At 65.9% G+C, this 15,876-nt stretch carries 13 protein-coding genes; 12 read left to right on the forward strand and 1 reads right to left on the reverse strand.

Annotation, left to right across the window (positions count from 1 at the left end; genetic code table 11):
- The first annotated feature begins 119 nt into the window (after window positions 1-119).
- The 5 genes from shn_RS15885 to shn_RS15905 are packed head-to-tail and all read left to right on the forward strand — an operon-like array spanning window position 120 to window position 6,060.
- On the forward strand, window positions 120-1,166 hold the full coding sequence (locus shn_RS15885) for a LacI family DNA-binding transcriptional regulator (protein ID WP_064331268.1): 1,047 nt from the start codon (window positions 120-122) through the stop codon (window positions 1,164-1,166).
- The gene (locus shn_RS15890) at window positions 1,163-2,164 is read left to right on the forward strand and encodes a Gfo/Idh/MocA family protein (RefSeq protein WP_064331269.1); all 1,002 of its coding nucleotides are present in this window, start codon (window positions 1,163-1,165) and stop codon (window positions 2,162-2,164) included. Before shn_RS15885 ends, shn_RS15890 begins: the two co-directional genes overlap by 4 nt.
- A gap of 5 nt (window positions 2,165-2,169) precedes the next feature.
- Window positions 2,170-3,783 carry an acyl CoA:acetate/3-ketoacid CoA transferase gene (locus tag shn_RS15895; RefSeq protein WP_064331270.1) on the forward strand — a complete coding sequence of 538 codons (1,614 nt, stop codon included), beginning with the start codon at window positions 2,170-2,172 and terminating at the stop codon, window positions 3,781-3,783.
- Window positions 3,776-4,555 (forward strand): enoyl-CoA hydratase/isomerase family protein, encoded by a 780-nt coding sequence (locus tag shn_RS15900; protein ID WP_064331271.1) that lies wholly within the window; start codon window positions 3,776-3,778, stop codon window positions 4,553-4,555. Before shn_RS15895 ends, shn_RS15900 begins: the two co-directional genes overlap by 8 nt.
- The gene (locus tag shn_RS15905; RefSeq protein WP_064331272.1) at window positions 4,555-6,060 is read left to right on the forward strand and encodes an aldehyde dehydrogenase family protein; all 1,506 of its coding nucleotides are present in this window, start codon (window positions 4,555-4,557) and stop codon (window positions 6,058-6,060) included. Before shn_RS15900 ends, shn_RS15905 begins: the two co-directional genes overlap by 1 nt.
- A gap of 47 nt (window positions 6,061-6,107) precedes the next feature.
- Here shn_RS15905 and shn_RS15910 read toward each other — a convergent pair whose 3' ends face one another.
- On the reverse strand, window positions 6,108-7,073 hold the full coding sequence (locus shn_RS15910; protein ID WP_245337416.1) for a LacI family transcriptional regulator: 966 nt from the start codon (window positions 7,071-7,073) through the stop codon (window positions 6,108-6,110).
- Between the two features lie 431 nt (window positions 7,074-7,504).
- Here shn_RS15910 and shn_RS15915 point away from each other — a divergent pair, with 431 nt between their 5' ends.
- The 7 genes from shn_RS15915 (at window position 7,505) to shn_RS15945 (ending at window position 15,874) form a co-directional block, all read left to right on the forward strand.
- Window positions 7,505-8,716, forward strand: coding sequence for an ABC transporter substrate-binding protein (locus shn_RS15915; protein ID WP_245337417.1), 1,212 nt, complete (start codon window positions 7,505-7,507; stop codon window positions 8,714-8,716).
- Between the two features lie 167 nt (window positions 8,717-8,883).
- Window positions 8,884-9,765 carry a carbohydrate ABC transporter permease gene (locus tag shn_RS15920; RefSeq protein ID WP_064332645.1) on the forward strand — a complete coding sequence of 294 codons (882 nt, stop codon included), beginning with the start codon at window positions 8,884-8,886 and terminating at the stop codon, window positions 9,763-9,765.
- Window positions 9,762-10,643, forward strand: a complete 882-nt coding sequence (locus tag shn_RS15925) for a carbohydrate ABC transporter permease (protein WP_064331275.1) — start codon at window positions 9,762-9,764, stop codon at window positions 10,641-10,643. The genes shn_RS15920 and shn_RS15925 overlap by 4 nt, the downstream gene beginning before the upstream one ends.
- Window positions 10,644-10,647: 4 nt before the next feature.
- On the forward strand, window positions 10,648-11,763 hold the full coding sequence (locus shn_RS15930) for an ABC transporter ATP-binding protein (RefSeq protein ID WP_064331276.1): 1,116 nt from the start codon (window positions 10,648-10,650) through the stop codon (window positions 11,761-11,763).
- A 7-nt stretch (window positions 11,764-11,770) separates the two neighbouring features.
- On the forward strand, window positions 11,771-13,279 hold the full coding sequence (locus shn_RS15935) for a GMC oxidoreductase (RefSeq protein ID WP_064331277.1): 1,509 nt from the start codon (window positions 11,771-11,773) through the stop codon (window positions 13,277-13,279).
- Window positions 13,276-14,055, forward strand: coding sequence for a 3-ketoacyl-ACP reductase (locus shn_RS15940; protein WP_064331278.1), 780 nt, complete (start codon window positions 13,276-13,278; stop codon window positions 14,053-14,055). The genes shn_RS15935 and shn_RS15940 overlap by 4 nt, the downstream gene beginning before the upstream one ends.
- 163 nt (window positions 14,056-14,218) lie before the next feature.
- Window positions 14,219-15,874: a GMC family oxidoreductase gene (locus tag shn_RS15945; RefSeq protein WP_064331279.1), complete on the forward strand. Its 1,656-nt coding sequence runs from the start codon at window positions 14,219-14,221 to the stop codon at window positions 15,872-15,874.
- Window positions 15,875-15,876 lie beyond the last annotated feature (2 nt).

A 15,876-nucleotide genomic window follows, 5' to 3' on the forward strand; every position in this document is an offset into this window, starting at 1 on the left:
TCTGGCCTTTGCCATTCAACTTCATCAAGCGCGATCCAAACCCTCTTGACAAATTTGGAACGATCCAATTAATTGCCGTCAACAAGCGGGCTCGAACGCCCTGTGCAGGGAGGAAGACCGTGAACAAGAGCCGGGTGACCGTCGTCGATATTGCGCGCGCCGCCGGCGTGTCGAAGTCGACCGTCTCGCTCGTGCTGCAGGCAAGCCCCCTGGTGAACGAGGCGACCCGCGCCAGGGTGAACGCCGTCATCCGCGAACTCGGCTATGTCTACAATCGCGGCGCGGCGAACCTGCGCCAGTCCGCGTCCTCGCGGATCATCGGCATCATCGTCAACGACCTCACCAACTCCTTCTTCGCCGAGCTTGCCGTCGGCATGGACATGGTCATGCAGTCGGCCGGCTACGTGCAGTTTTTGTCGAACTCCGCCGAAAGCGTCGACCGCCAGCGCGAGGTCATCGCCTCCATGCGCGAGCACGGCATTGCCGGCCTCATCCTGTCGCCGGCCCGCGGAACGGAGGCGGCCGACCTGAAGCCGCTCGCCGCCAGCGGCATCCCGGTCGTCGCCGTGGTGCGCAATGTCGTCGGTGCCAAGGTCTCGACGCTGTTCTCCGACAACTATGCCGGCGCGAAGGATGCCGTGCGGCACCTCGTCTCGCTCGGCCATACCCGCATCGCCTTCCTCGGCGGCATCGCCAACACCACGGTCTTCACCGAGCGCGTCGAAGGCTGGCGGGATGCGCTTTCGGAAGCCGGGCTTGCGGCACCGGACCGGCTCGTCATCGGCACGGCAGCCTCGCGCGCCGGCGGCGTTGCCGCCATCGAGCGCGCGTTGCTTCTGCCCGAAGCGCCGACCGCCGCGCTCTGCTTCAACGACGCCGCCGCCTTCGGCGTGTGCGACGGCCTGCGCGGCGCCGGCAAGGAGCCGGGCCGCGACTTCGCCGTGGTGGGCTTCGACGACGTGATCGAGGCCGAAACCGCCGTGCCGGCGCTGACGACGGTCTCCGTCGACCCGCAAGGAATGGGCCGGCGCGCGGCGCAACTCTTGCTGAAACAGATCAATGCCGGCCGGGTGGAACCCGAGACCATCGTCAGCTCCGTGCGCCTCGTCGTGCGCCAGAGCTGCGGTGCCGGCCAGACGGACAGGACGAGGAGGATTTCCGCATGACAAACTGGGGTTTGATCGGCGCAAGCACGATCGCGAAGGAATGGGTGATCGGCGCGATCCGCGCGACGGGCGGCGAGGTCGTCTCCGTGATGAGCACGAGCGCCGAGCGCGGCCACGCCTATGCGGACGAACAGCGCATCGCAAAGTCGGTCACGACGCTTGCCGATCTGCTCGACGACCCTAAGATCGACGCCGTCTACATCTCGACGACGAACGAGCTGCATCGCGACCAGGCCCTCGCCGCGGCGAAGGCGGGCAAGCACATCCTGTGCGAAAAGCCGCTCGCCCTTGCGCTCGACGATGCCCGTGCCATGATCGCGGCGGCAGAGGCGGCCGGCGTCGTACTGGCGACGAACCATCACCTGCGCAATGCCGCGACGCACCGGGCGATGCGCGATGCCATCAAGGCCGGCCGCATCGGCAAGCCGCTGTCGGCCCGCGTCTTCCACGCCGTCTACCTGCCGCCACACCTGCAGGGCTGGCGGCTCGACAAGCCGGAGGCCGGCGGCGGCGTCATCCTCGACATCACCGTGCACGATGCCGACACGCTGCGTTTCGTGCTCGACGACGATCCGGTGGAGGCCGTCGCCTTCTCGCAGGCCGGCGGCATGGGCAAGGTGGGGCTGGAGGATGCCGTGATGGGCGTGCTGCGCTTCGGCTCCGGCACGATCGCGCAGTTCCATGACGGCTTCACCACGAAATTCGCCGAAACCGGCCTCGAAGTCCATGGCACGGAGGGCTCCCTCATCGGCCGCAATGTCATGACGCAGCGCCCGACCGGCACGGTGACGCTCCGGGATGCCGACGGCGAGCACGAGCTGCCGCTTGACCATCGCAACCTCTACGAGGCCACCCTCGCCGCCTTCCATGCCGCCATCGCCGGCAAGGGAACGCCCTCGGCCACCGGCGAAGACGGCATCTGGTCGCTGGCGACGGGCCTTGCCGTCGTCGAGGCGGCCCAAACGGGCCGTGCGGTCCGCATCGAACCGGGACTGTGAGCCCCATGAGCAAGCATATCACCCCGCGCGAGGCGGCAGGCCTGATCCCGGATGGCGCCGTCGTCTCGGTCTCCTCCTCCTCCGGCCTCGGCTGCCCGGACCTGATGCTGAAGGCGATCGGTGAACGTTTCGACGAGACGGGCCATCCGAAGAACCTGACGACGCTGCACCCCATCGCCGCCGGCGACATGAGCGGCATCAAGGGTGTCGACTACATCGCCAGGAAAGGCCTCTTGAAGACGATCATCGGCGGCTCCTATCCGTCCGGCCCCTCCTCCTCCGAACCGCCGCTCATCTGGCAGATGATCGGTTCGAACGAGGTCGCCGCCTACAACATCCCCTCCGGCATCCTCTTCGACATGCACCGCGAAGCGGCTGCCAAGCGCCCCGGCGTCATCACCAAGGTCGGCCTGGAGACCTTCGTCGACCCAAGTCGCGAAGGCTGCGCGATGAACGAAGCCGCGGCGAACGAGCCGGTGGTGGAGAAGATCACCTTCGCCGGCGAGGAATGGCTCTACTTCAAGGCGATCGCGCCTCACGTGGCGATCATCCGCGCCACCACCGCCGACGAGCGCGGCAACCTCACCTATGAACACGAGGGCGCCACTCTCGGCGGGCTCGACCAGGCGCTCGCCGCCCGCAACAATGGCGGCATCGTCATCGCGCAGGTCAAGCGCATCACCAAGGACGGCTCCCTGAAGCCGCACGACGTGCGCGTGCCCGGCGTGCTGGTCGATTATATCGTGGTCGATCCGGACCAGAAGCAGACGACGCAGACCCTCTACGACCCCGCCATTTCCGGCGAGATCTTCCGTCCGCTCGCCAGTTTCCGCGTGCCCGAGTTCAACATCCAGAAGGTCATCGCCCGCCGCGTGGCCGAGGAGCTGGAGGCCGGCAGCGCGGTCAATCTCGGCTTCGGCATCTCCGCCAACGTGCCGCGCATCCTGCTGGAAGAAGGCCTGCACGGCGCCGTCACCTGGGTGATCGAGCAGGGCGCCGTCGGCGGCGTGCCGTTGCTCGACTTCGCCTTCGGCTGCGCCTCGAACGCCGATGCCTTCATGCCCTCGCCCTACCAGTTCACCTATTTCCAGGGTGCCGGCTTCGATGCCTCGCTGCTCTCCTTCCTGGAAATCGGCAGGGACGGCTCGGTGAACGTCTCGAAACTCTCCTTCCGTCCGCATGTGACGGCGGGGGCCGGCGGCTTCGTCGACATCACGGCGCGGGCGAAGAAGATCGTCTTCTCCGGCATGTTCAATGCCGGCGCCAGGCTTGCCGTCGCGGATGGAAAGCTCGTCATCGAGAAGGAAGGCAAGCTGAAGAAGCTGGTCAATGCCGTCGAGCATGTCACCTTCTCCGGCCCGCGGGGCGTCGCACAGGGGCAGGACATCACCTATGTCACCGAGCGCTGCGTCATGAAGCTGACGCCCGACGGCATCGTGCTCACCGAGATCGCGCCCGGCGTCGATCTCAAGACGCATATCCTCGACCAGTCGGAATTCGCGCTGATCGTTTCGCCCGACCTCAAGGTGATGGACGCAAAGCTCTTCACCGATGCACTGACCGGCCTCACGCTGCCCGAAAAGGCGCCGCGCACGCTGGCGGGAGCCGCCCATGGCTGAGCCGCGCATCCGCATCGATATCGAAGGTCCTCTCGCGACGATCACCGTCGCGCGGCCGGAAAAGCTGAACGCCTTCGACATCGAGATGCTGAAGGAGCTTGCGGCGGCCTGCGACGCGGTCGAGGCGAATGCCGCGGTGCGTGTCGCCATCCTCACCGGCGAAGGCAAGGCCTTCTCCGCCGGCGGCGATATCCGCGCCTGGGCCGGCATGGAGCCGAACGAATTCGGCCATGCCTGGGTGCGCTTCGGCCACCGCGTCTTCGAACGGCTGGCGACGCTGCGCATGCCGCTGATCGCCGCTATCAACGGCCATGCGCTCGGCGGCGGGCTGGAGCTCGCGGCGGCAGCCGATATCCGCATCGCGGACGCCCAGGTGAAGATCGGCCTGCCGGAAGCCGGCCTCGGCATGGTGCCCGGCTGGTCCGGCACGCAGCGGCTGGTGAAGCGTTTCGGCGCCCAGGCGGTGCGCCGCATGCTGCTCGGCGGCGAGGTGCTGACGGCGGCGGAAGCCGCAACGCTCGGCATCGTCGATCAGGTGGTGGAAACCGGGACAGCCGTGCAAGCGGCCAAGACCTATGCCGCGCGCATCGCGGCCCGCGGGCCGGCGGCAACGGAAGTTTCCAAGCTGATGATCGCAGTGGCGAACGGCGAGGACAATGGCGCGGCGGTGGAGGCCCTCGGCTCGATCCTCGTCGCCAAGACCGGGGACCTCAAGGAAGGCGTCGCCGCCTTCACGGGCAAGCGCCCCGCTGATTTCAAGGGAGAATGGTGATGACCGCGCATGTGAAACCCAAGGCGCTGGAAAACTTCAAGGCACGCGATTTCCGCATGCTGATCGACGGCGCCTGGACGGAGGGCACCGGCCAGCCGATCGAGCGCATCGCGCCCGGCCACGGCATCGTCGTCAGCCGCTATCCGGCCGGCAGCAAGGGCGATGCCGAGCGTGCCATCGCCGCCGCGCGCAAGGCCTTCGACGACGGACCATGGCCGTCCATGACCGGCGCCGAGCGCTCCAGCATCCTCCTGAAGGCCGCCGACCTCATCGCCGCGCGCGCGGATGAGCTCGCCTTCCTCGACTGCATCGAAAGCGGCAAGCCGATCAGCCAGGCCAAGGGTGAACTCGGCGGCGCCGTCGACATCTGGCGCTATGCCGCGGCGCTTGCCCGCGATCTTCACGGCGAAAGCTACAACACGCTCGGCGACGGCACGCTCGGCGTCGTGCTGCGCGAGGCGATCGGCGTCGTGTCGATCATCACGCCGTGGAATTTCCCCTTCCTGATCGTAAGCCAGAAATTACCATTCGCGCTCGCCGCCGGCTGCACGACGGTGGTCAAGCCGTCCGAGCTCACCTCGGGCTCGACGCTCGTCCTCGGGGAGATCCTCATAGAGGCAGGCGTGCCCGCAGGCGTCGTCAACATCGTCACCGGCACCGGCCCGGAGGTCGGCGCGCCGATGACGACGCATCCGGATGTCGACATGGTCTCCTTCACCGGCTCGACCGGCGTCGGCCGCCTGACCATGGCCAATGCGGCGCAGACGTTGAAGAAGGTGTCGCTCGAACTCGGCGGCAAGAACCCGCAGATCGTCTTCCCCGACGCCGATCTCGACGCCTTCGTCGACGCCGCCGTCTTCGGCGCCTATTTCAATGCCGGCGAATGCTGCAATGCCGGCTCGCGGCTGATCCTGCACACATCCATCGCCGCCGACGTGACAGCCCGCATCGCGGACCTGGCGAAGAAGGTGAAGGTCGGCGACCCGCTCGATCCGGCGACGCAGGTCGGCGCGATCATCACGCCGCAGCACCTGGCAAAGATCGGCGCCTATGTGGACGGCGCGGCGAAGGCCGGCGCCTCGGTGGCGCTCGGCGGTGCGGCGCTCGACCTCGGCCTCGGCCAGTTCATGGCCCCGACCATCCTTTCGGGCGTTCAGCCGGACATGGCCGTCGCCCGTGAGGAAGTGTTCGGTCCGGTGCTTTCGGTTCTGACCTTCGAGACGACGGAAGAGGCGATCCGCATCGCCAATGCCATCGACTACGGCCTGTCGGCCGGCGTCTGGAGCCGGGACTTCGACACCTGCCTCACCATCGGCCGCAAGGTGCGCGCCGGCACGATCTGGATGAACACCTTCATGGATGGCGCCTCGGAGCTGCCCTTCGGCGGCTACCGCCAGTCCGGCCTCGGCCGAGAGCTCGGCCGCCATGCGGTGGAGGACTATACGGAGACCAAGACGCTCAACATGCATATCGGTGCGCGCACCGGCTGGTGGATGCCGCGATGAGCCACGCTTTTCCGACAACCATGGCTGGGACCGGCGCTGCCGCTCACTCAGGGCGTCGGGAAGCTGAATTGCGGGCTCTGCAGGATAGAGAGGTCCTCGATAGGCTCGCCGCCGATGCGCTTCAGCAGCAGCCGGCCCATCGCCTCGCCGGCCGCCGTCAGGTCCTCGTAGATCGTCTCGACCTTCGGCTGGATCTGGCTGAGCAGCCGCGACGTCTGCTTGGCGACGATGTCGTATTCGCCGCCGAGCAAAAGGCCCCGATCGCTCATGCCGGTGATCGTGGCGAGCGCCGACACCTCGCCGGGACAGGCGAAACCGTCGGGCGGATCGGGCTCGGCGCTACGGCGGCGCACATAGTCGCGGATCATGTCGGCGGGGCTGTCGAGATCGAGCGCCTCGGGAATCTCGTAGGCGACTCCGGCCTCGCGCACGGCAGTCATGAAACCGTGCAGCATGTGCTGGTAGAAGGTAAGGCGCCGGGGCGGCAGGATGATCGTCACCTTGCGCCGGCCCTTGACGATCAGCCGTCTGGTGGCCGCATAGGCGAAGGCAAAATTGTCGTAATCGACGAAGGCATGCGGGGTGGAGAATTCCGTGCGGCCGTGGGTGACGAAGGGAAAGCCGTTTTCCAGCAGCAGCCGCACGCGCGGATCGAAGGGTTCCGTCCGGGAAAAGATGAGACCATCGGCCATGCCGTTGCGGATGATGTAGTTGACGGCATCGACATTGCTGCCATCGAGGAAATTCGGCGTGACGATGAGGTGGTAGGCCGTGCCCTGAAGGGCGCGCGCCAGGCCATGCATGATGGACGTGCCGAAGCCCAGGATCTCCTCATGCGGATCGAGCAGGACGGATACGACATTGGTGCGACCCGTCTTGAGGCGCTGGGCGGCGCGATCCGGCAGGTAGCCGATCTCGGCGGCGACCTCGTGCACGCGCCGGCGCGTCGTCTCGGAGATCTGCGGCGCGTTGCCGAGCGCACGGGAAACCGTGGTGACCGCGAGGCCCGTCATTTCCGCAATCGTCTTCAGCGTCGGCTTGCCGGTTCGAAGCACGTTGCGGGCGGGGTCACTGTCGGCGGGCTTTTCGATGCGGGACACGGGTGCGGTTCTTCGAATGGCGGCAGGCGATATCCGGCACCATACCGGCGAGCCCCGTCTTCGGCAATCTTGCATCGCACAGAATTTAAAACGATTTCAGTGCACTGCACAACGCTTTACGCGCGGCATGAAATACCCGAATTTCCGGAATTTACCGCATTTGCAAAAGCATATCTCCGCAGGCGTGGCACGAGCTTGACTCCGCAAATTTACAACGTTTTAAATTGGCACGGCGCTTTAAGCCGCAGATGAACCATCGGCGGGAGGAGGCTCTCGCCCTCGAACTTGCAAACGGGAGGAATACGATGCGCAAGTTTCTGACGACCACCGCGATCGCCGCGGTGATGATGACGATGGGCGGCCTGTCCGCCAAGGCCGCGGAAGGCGTGGAAGTCCTGCACTGGTGGACCTCCGGCGGTGAGGCCGCAGCCCTCGACGTGCTCAAGAAGGATCTCGAATCCAAGGGCATTTCCTGGACCGACATGCCGGTCGCCGGCGGCGGCGGCACGGAAGCCATGACGGTGCTGCGCGCCCGCGTCACGGGCGGCAACGCGCCGACCGCGGTGCAGATGCTCGGCTTCGACATTCTCGACTGGGCCAAGGAAGGCGCGCTGGGCAATCTCGACGAGATCGCCGCCAAGGAAGGCTGGGACAGCGTGATCCCGACCGCCCTGCAGCAGTTCTCCAAGTATGACGGCCACTGGATCGCCGCGCCCGTCAACGTGCACTCGACCAACTGGGTCTGGGTCAACAAGGCCGCACTCGATGCTGCCGGCGGCGCGGAGCCGACCAACTGGGACGAGTTGGTCGCCCTGCTCGACAAGTTCAAGGAACAGGGCATCACGCCGGTCGCCCATGGCGGCCAGCCGTGGCAGGATGCGACGATCTTCGACGCGGTCGTGCTCTCCTTCGGCAACGACTTCTACAAGAAGGCCTTCATCGACCTCGATCCGGAAACGCTGGGCAGCGCCCAGATGAAGGAAGCCTTCGACCGCATGACGAAGCTGCGTTCCTACGTCGATGACAATTTCTCGGGTCGCGACTGGAACCTCGCCTCCGCCATGGTCATCGAAGGCAAGGCCGGCGTGCAGTTCATGGGCGACTGGGCGAAGGGCGAATTCATCAAGGCCGGCAAGGTGCCGGGCACGGATTTCGTCTGCATGCGCTTCCCGGGCACGCAAGGCTCGGTCACCTTCAACTCCGACCAGTTCGCGATGTTCAAGGTCGCCGAGGACAAGGTTCCGTCCCAGTTGACCATGGCGTCGGCCATCGAGAGCCCGGCCTTCCAGTCGGCCTTCAACGTGGTCAAGGGCTCCGCCCCGGCCCGCACGGACGTCTCCGACGAAGCCTTCGACGATTGCGGCAAGAAGGCCATCAAGGACCTCGCGGAGGCGAACACCAACGGCTCGCTCTTCGGCTCCATGGCGCATGGCCACGCCAACCCGGCCTCCGTCAAGAACGCCATCTACGACGTCGTGACCCGCCAGTTCAACGGTGAGCTCTCCTCCGAGGAAGCCGTCGAGGAACTGAAGTCCGCCGTCGAAGCTGCGAAATAAGGCAAGGGCGCAGCCCTCACCCTGGCCCTCTCCCTGGAAACGGGGAGAGGGAGAAGGACGGGCCACGGCATATGTCCTTCTCCCCGCCTGCGGGGAGAAGGTGCCGGCAGGCGGATGAGGGGCCTCGCCCCGCCGCCGACAAACACACAACAATGGTGGTAACGACCATGGATAGCCGAAGCCGGCTGCAGGAGCTTCTGCCGAAGCTCGTGCTGGCCCCCAGTTTCCTCATCGTGCTCGTCTTCGTCTACGGCTTCATCGCCTATACGGGCTTTTTGTCCCTGACGGACAGCAGGATGCTGCCCTCCTACAATTTCGTGGGACTGAGCAACTATTCCAAGCTCTGGGCGCTGCCGCACTGGTGGCGGGCGATCTCGAATCTCGCGATCTTCGCCTCGCTCTACATCGTCATCTGCTCGGTGCTGGGCCTGGCGCTCGCCATCCTGCTCGACCAGAAGATCCGCGCCGAGGGCATCCTCAGGCCCATCTACCTCTACCCGATGGCGCTCTCCTTCATCGTGACGGGCACTGCCTGGAAGTGGTTCCTCGACCCCGGCATCGGCCTTGAGAACACCATGCATCTCTGGGGCTGGGAAAGCTTTGCCTTCAACTGGATCAAGGACCGCAACTACGCCATCTACTGCGTGGTGATCGCCGCCGTGTGGCAGTCCTCCGGCTTCGTCATGGCGATGTTCCTCGCCGGCCTTCGCGGCGTCGACAACGAGATCATCAAGGCCGCCCAGATCGACGGCGCCTCGACCACCACCATCTACCGCCGCATCATCATCCCGCTGATGCGCCCGGTGTTCCTCTCCGCCTTCGTCGTGCTCGCCCATCTCGCCATCAAGGCCTACGACCTCGTCGTCGCCTTGACCGGCGGCGGCCCCGGCCAGGCGACCGAACTGCCGGCGACCTTCATGTATTCCTACACGTTTACCCGCAACCAGATGGGCATCGGCGCCTCGTCGGCCATCATCATGCTGGTCATGATCTTCTCGATCATCATCCCCTACCTCTATTCCGAAATCCGCGGAGGCAAAGGCCGATGAGCGCTCCCAGTCCCGACAACGTCATCTCGCACAACAGGCTGACGCGCGCCCTGATCTACACCGCGCTCATCCTCTTTGCGGTCTATTACCTGCTGCCGCTCTACGTGATGCTGGTGAACTCGCTGAAACCGCTGGAGGAAATCCGCCAGGGCGGCATGCTGAACCTGCCGCAGGTCTGGACCATCGAGCCCTGGCTGCAAGCCTGGTCGACGGCGCAGATCGGCGTGCAACCGACGGGCCTTCGCCCCTTCTTCATCAACTCGATCCTGATGGTCGTGCCCGCCGTCGTGATCTCCACCATCATCGGCGCGCTGAACGGCTATGTGCTGACCAAGTGGCAGTTCAGGGGCTCGAACGTCTTCTTCGGCCTGCTGCTGCTCTCCTGCTTCATCCCGTTCCAGATCGTGCTGATCCCGATGGCGCGCATCCTCGGCATGCTGGGGCTCGCCGGCTCGCTCTGGGGCCTGATCCTCGTGCACGTCGTCTACGGCATCGGCTTCACGACGCTCTATTTCCGCAACTACTACGAAAACTTCCCGACCGAGCTGGTGCGCGCGGCACAGATCGACGGGGCGAGCTTCTTCCAGATCTTCTACCGCATCCTGCTGCCGTCCTCGGGGCCGATCATCGTCGTCTCGGTCATCTGGCAGTTCACCAATATCTGGAACGACTTCCTGTTCGGCGCCTCCTTCTCCGGCGCAGGCACGACGCCGATGACGGTGGCGCTCAACAACCTCGTCTCCTCCTCGACAGGCGTGAAGGAATACAACGTGCATTTCGCGGGCGCGATCCTCGCGGCGCTGCCCACCCTCATCGTCTACATCGTCTCCGGACGCTACTTCGTGCGCGGCCTGATGTCCGGCGCCGTGAAAGGATAATGCCATGTCTTTCCTGAAGATCAGCCACTTGCGCAAATCCTACGGCGCGCTCGAAATCCTGAAGGACATCAATATCGAGATCGAACAGGGCGGTTTCCTCGTGCTCGTCGGCCCCTCCGGCTGCGGCAAGTCCACGCTGCTCAACACCATCGCCGGGCTGGAGCCGATCACCTCGGGCGACATCGCCATCGACGGCCGCTCGGTCGCCGGCCTGCACCCCTCCAAGCGCGACATCGCCATGGTGTTCCAGTCCTACGCGCTCTATCCGAACATGACGGTCGGCGGCAACATCGCCTTCGGCATGAAAATCCGCGGCGTGCCGAAGGAGGAGCGCGACAAGGCCATCAAGCAGGTCGCCGACATGCTGCAGATCGGCCACCTTCTCGACCGCAAGCCCGGCCAGCTCTCCGGCGGCCAGCGCCAGCGCGTCGCCATGGGCCGGGCGCTGGTGCGCGATCCAAAACTCTTCCTGTTCGACGAGCCGCTCTCCAACCTCGACGCGAAGCTGCGCGTCGACATGCGCACGGAAATCAAGCGCCTGCACCAGCGCATGAAGACCACCATCGTCTATGTGACGCACGACCAGATCGAGGCGATGACGCTCGCGACGAAAATCGCCGTGCTGAAGGACGGCGTGCTCCAGCAATTCGGCTCGCCCGCGGAGATCTACAACAACCCGGCCAACATGTTCGTCGCCGACTTCATGGGCTCGCCCGCGATGAACCTGTTGAAGGCGAAGATTGAGGGCAACGGTTCCGGCGTCGCCGTCTCGCTTGCCCGCCACCAGGCCGAACCGCTGGTTCTCTCGGTGCCGAACGCGCCGGGCGGCCTGTCCGCCTATAGCGGCAAGGAGGTCATCTTCGGCATCCGCCCGGAAGCCCTCACCGACCCTGACGGCGCGGACCGCAACGCCCGCACCGTCGGCGAAGGCGATTGCCTGATCGAAGTGGTGGAGCCCGCCGGCGCCGATACCTTCGCCGTCACCCATCTCGGCGGCAAGGAGATCGTCGCCCGCCTGCGCGCCGACGTGCGCATCACCGCCGGCCAGACGGCACGCCTTGCCTTCAACCTCGACAAGGCCGTGTTCTTCGACCCCGCAAGCCAGCTTCGCATCGCCTGAGAAACCCATGACCACGCAGCCGGACATCGTTATCATCGGATCGGGCATCGGCGGCTCCACCATGGCCGCCGCCCTCGCCCCCACGGGCGCCAGGATCGTCATCCTCGAAGCGGGCGACCACCTGCCCGACCGCCCGGAAAACCGCGACCAGCGCGCCATCTTCCAGCGCGGCCATTTCCGCCCGAAGGAGATGTGGCACGAGGCGGACGGCACCGCCTTCAACCCCGGCAACTACTACAATGTCGGCGGCAACTCGAAATTCTATGGCGCGGTGCTGGTGCGCTACCGCAAGGAAGATTTCGAGGAAATGCGCCACCGCGACGGCGTCTCCCCCGCCTGGCCCTTCCCCTATGAAGAGCTGGAGCCTTGGTATTCCGCCGCCGAAAAGCTCTACAACGTCCGCGGCACGCTCGGCGAGGACCCGACCGAGCCGCACCACTCCGCGCCGTACCCCTTCCCGCCGGTGCCGGACGAACCGGCCATCGCCAGCGTGCGCGCAAAAATGAAGGCGAACGGCCTTCACCCCTATTCGCTGCCGCTCGGCGTCGATATCGACCGCTGGCTCGCCAAGGCGAAGACGCCCTGGGATGCGCATCCGAACAGCAACGACGGCAAGATGGACGCGGAGAGCACCGCGCTCACCGAAGCTCTCAGGCACCCGAATGTCGAACTGCGCACCAATTGCCGGGTGACGCGGCTTGCCACCGCCCCGCACGGCCGCACCATCGCCACCGTGCACTACCAGCGCGGCGGCGAGGCGGAGAGCGTCTCGCCGAAGCTGGTCATCCTCTCGGCCGGCGCCGTGCAATCCGCGGTGCTGCTGCTGCGCTCGGCCTCGGAAGCCTTTCCGAAGGGGCTCGCCAACACATCCGACCAGGTCGGCCGCAATTTCATGAACCACAATTCGAGCGCCGTGATCGGCGTCTCGCCCTTCTACAAAAACACGTCTGTCTACCAGAAGAGTTTCGGCTTCAACGACTACTACCTCTCCGACGGCAATGGCGGCCCGCCGCTCGGCAATGTGCAGCTTCTCGGCCGCGTCTCCGGAAAAATCCTGAAGGCCAACATGCCCTCCGTGCCGGAATGGCTGCTGGACCAAGTGGCAGCCCGCGCCATCGATTTCTACGCGATGAGCGAGGACCTGCCACATCCCGAAAGCCGCATCATGGTCGATCGCGACCGGATCGTCATGAAGTGGACGCGCACCAACTGGCAGGCCCATCTCGACCTCGTCACCAAGCTCAAGAGCGCGTTGAAGAAGGCCGGCTTCCCGGTCGTGCTCGCGCGCGCCTTCGACAAGCGCACGCCCTCGCACCAATGCGGCACCGTGCGCATCGGCAGCGATCCGAGGGCGGCGCCGCTCGACATCTGGTGCCGCGCCCATGACCACCCGAACCTCTTCGTGGTCGACGCCTCGTACCTGCCGACCTCGGCCGCCGTGAACCCGGCGCTGTCGGTCGCGGCGCAGGCGCTGCGCGTCGCGGCCCACATCAAATCGAGGGACCTTGCCGCATGACGACACCAGCACGCCCCGTCGCCATCGTCACCGGCGGCCGCCGCGGCATCGGCCTCGGCATCGCGAAAACCCTCGCGGCAGAGGGTTTCGACATCGCCATATCGGGCATCGGCGACGGCGACGCCGCGACCGACGCCATGCTCGCCGACCTCGCCACGCTCGGCGCCCGCGCCATCTACCTCAAGGCCGATCTCGCCGATCTGCCGGGCCACGCAGCCACCGTCGCAGCCGTCGAGGACCAGCTCGGCGCCATCGGCTGCCTCGTCAACAATGCCGGCATCGCCTCCGTCGTGCGCGGCGATTTCCTCGATCTTTCACCGGACCATTTCGACACGATCGTCGCCACCAACCTGCGCGGCACCGTCTTCTTCACCCAGGCCGTGCTGAAGGCCATGCTGCATTCCAGACAGGCGGCCGGCCCGCGCACGATCATCAACATCACCTCCGTCTCGGCCGGCCTCACCTCGCCCGAACGGCTGGATTACTGCATGACCAAGGCAGGGCTTGCCGCCTTCAGCCAGGGGCTGGCGCTCAGGCTGGCGGATACCGGCATCTCCGTCTTCGAGATCCGCCCCGGCATCATCCGCTCCGACATGACGGCCGGCGTCTCGGCGAAATACGACGCCCTCATCGAAGGCGGCCTCGTGCCGATGAAGCGCTGGGGCGAGCCGGACGATATCGGCGCCGCCGCGGCAGCGCTGGCGACGGGCAAATTCGCCTTCGCCACCGGCTCGGTGATCCATCTCGACGGCGGGCTTTCGATCGGCCGGCTGTGAACATGGGGCGCCCCTCACCCCGCCCCCTCCCCGCAAGCGGGGCGAGGGAGACGAGAGGGCACAGCAAACTTCCTTCTCCCCGCTGGCGGGGAGAAGGTGCCGGCAGGCGGATGAGGGGCAATTTCACCCGGCCACGGCACCGAACCATTCTGAGGACCAAGGCATGACCTACGACTACATCATCACCGGCGCCGGGCCTGCCGGCTGCGTGCTGGCGAACCGGCTCTCGGAAGATTCCAGCGTGCGCGTGCTGCTGCTCGAAGCGGGAAGCGGCGACTGGAATCCGCTGTTCCACATGCCCGCCGGCTTTGCCAAGATGACGAAGGGCGTCGCCAGCTGGGGCTGGGAGACCGTGCCGCAGAAGCACATGAAGGGCCGCGTGCTGCGTTATACGCAGGCCAAGGTCATCGGCGGCGGCTCCTCGATCAACGCCCAGCTCTATACCCGCGGCAATGCGGCCGATTACGACCTCTGGGCCAGCGAGGACGGCTGCGAGGGCTGGAGTTATCGCGAAATCCTGCCCTATTTCAAACGCGCCGAGGACAACCAGCGTTTCGCCGACGACTACCATTCCTATGGCGGCCCGCTCGGCGTTTCCATGCCGGTCTCGGCCCTGCCGATCTGCGACGCCTATATCCGCGCCGGCCAGGAACTCGGCATCCCCTACAACCACGATTTCAACGGCCGCCAGCAGGCCGGCGTCGGTTTTTATCAGTTGACGCAGAGGAACCGCCGCCGCTCCTCCGCCTCCCTCTCCTATCTTTCTCCAATCAAGGATCGCAAGAATCTGACGATCCGCACCGGCGCTCGCGTCGCCCGCATCGTGCTCGAAGGGTCTCGCGCCGTCGGCGTCGAGGTGGTGACAAGCAAGGGCGTCGAGACGATCCGCGCGGAGCGCGAGGTGCTGGTCTCCTCCGGCGCCATCGGCTCGCCGAAACTGCTGCAGCAATCGGGCATCGGCCCGGCCGATCACCTGAAATCCGTCGGTGTCCAGGTCAAGCACGACCTGCCGGGCGTCGGCTCGAACATGCAGGACCATCTAGACCTCTTCGTCATCTGCGAATGCACCGGCGACCACACCTATGACGGCGTCGCCAAGCTGCACCGCACGCTCTGGGCCGGCCTGCAATATGTGCTCTTCCGCTCCGGCCCCGTCGCCTCCTCGCTCTTCGAGACGGGCGGCTTCTGGTATGCCGATCCCGAGGCGCGCTCGCCGGACATCCAGTTCCATCTCGGCCTCGGCTCCGGCATCGAGGCGGGCGTCGAAAGGCTGAAGAATGCCGGCGTGACGCTGAACTCCGCCTACCTGCATCCCCGCTCGAAGGGCACGGTGCGCCTTTCCTCCGCCGACCCCGCCGCCGCGCCGCTGATCGACCCGAACTATTGGGATGACCCGCATGACCGCAAAATGTCGATCGAGGGGCTGAAGCTCGCCCGCGAGATCATGCAGCAGGCGGCGCTGAAATCCTACGTGATGGCCGAGCGCCTACCAGGGCCGAAGGTCGTCACCGACGAAGACCTCTTCAATTACGGCTGCGCCAATGCCAAGACGGACCACCACCCCGTCGGCACCTGCAAGATGGGCACGGGGGCGGATGCGGTCGTCGGCCTCGATTTGAAGGTGCACGGGCTTGAAGGATTGCGCGTCTGCGACAGTTCCGTCATGCCGCGCGTTCCCTCGTGCAACACCAATGCGCCGACGATCATGGTGGGCGAGAAGGGCGCCGACATCATCCGCGGCCTGCCGGCGCTGCCGGCCCAGGTTTTTCAATATGAACGCAACGACGTGCGTCCGCGCGCCCGCGCCAACATCCGATAGGG

Source organism: Shinella sp. HZN7 (assembly GCF_001652565.1).
Taxonomy (GTDB): Bacteria; Pseudomonadota; Alphaproteobacteria; order Rhizobiales; family Rhizobiaceae; genus Shinella; species Shinella granuli.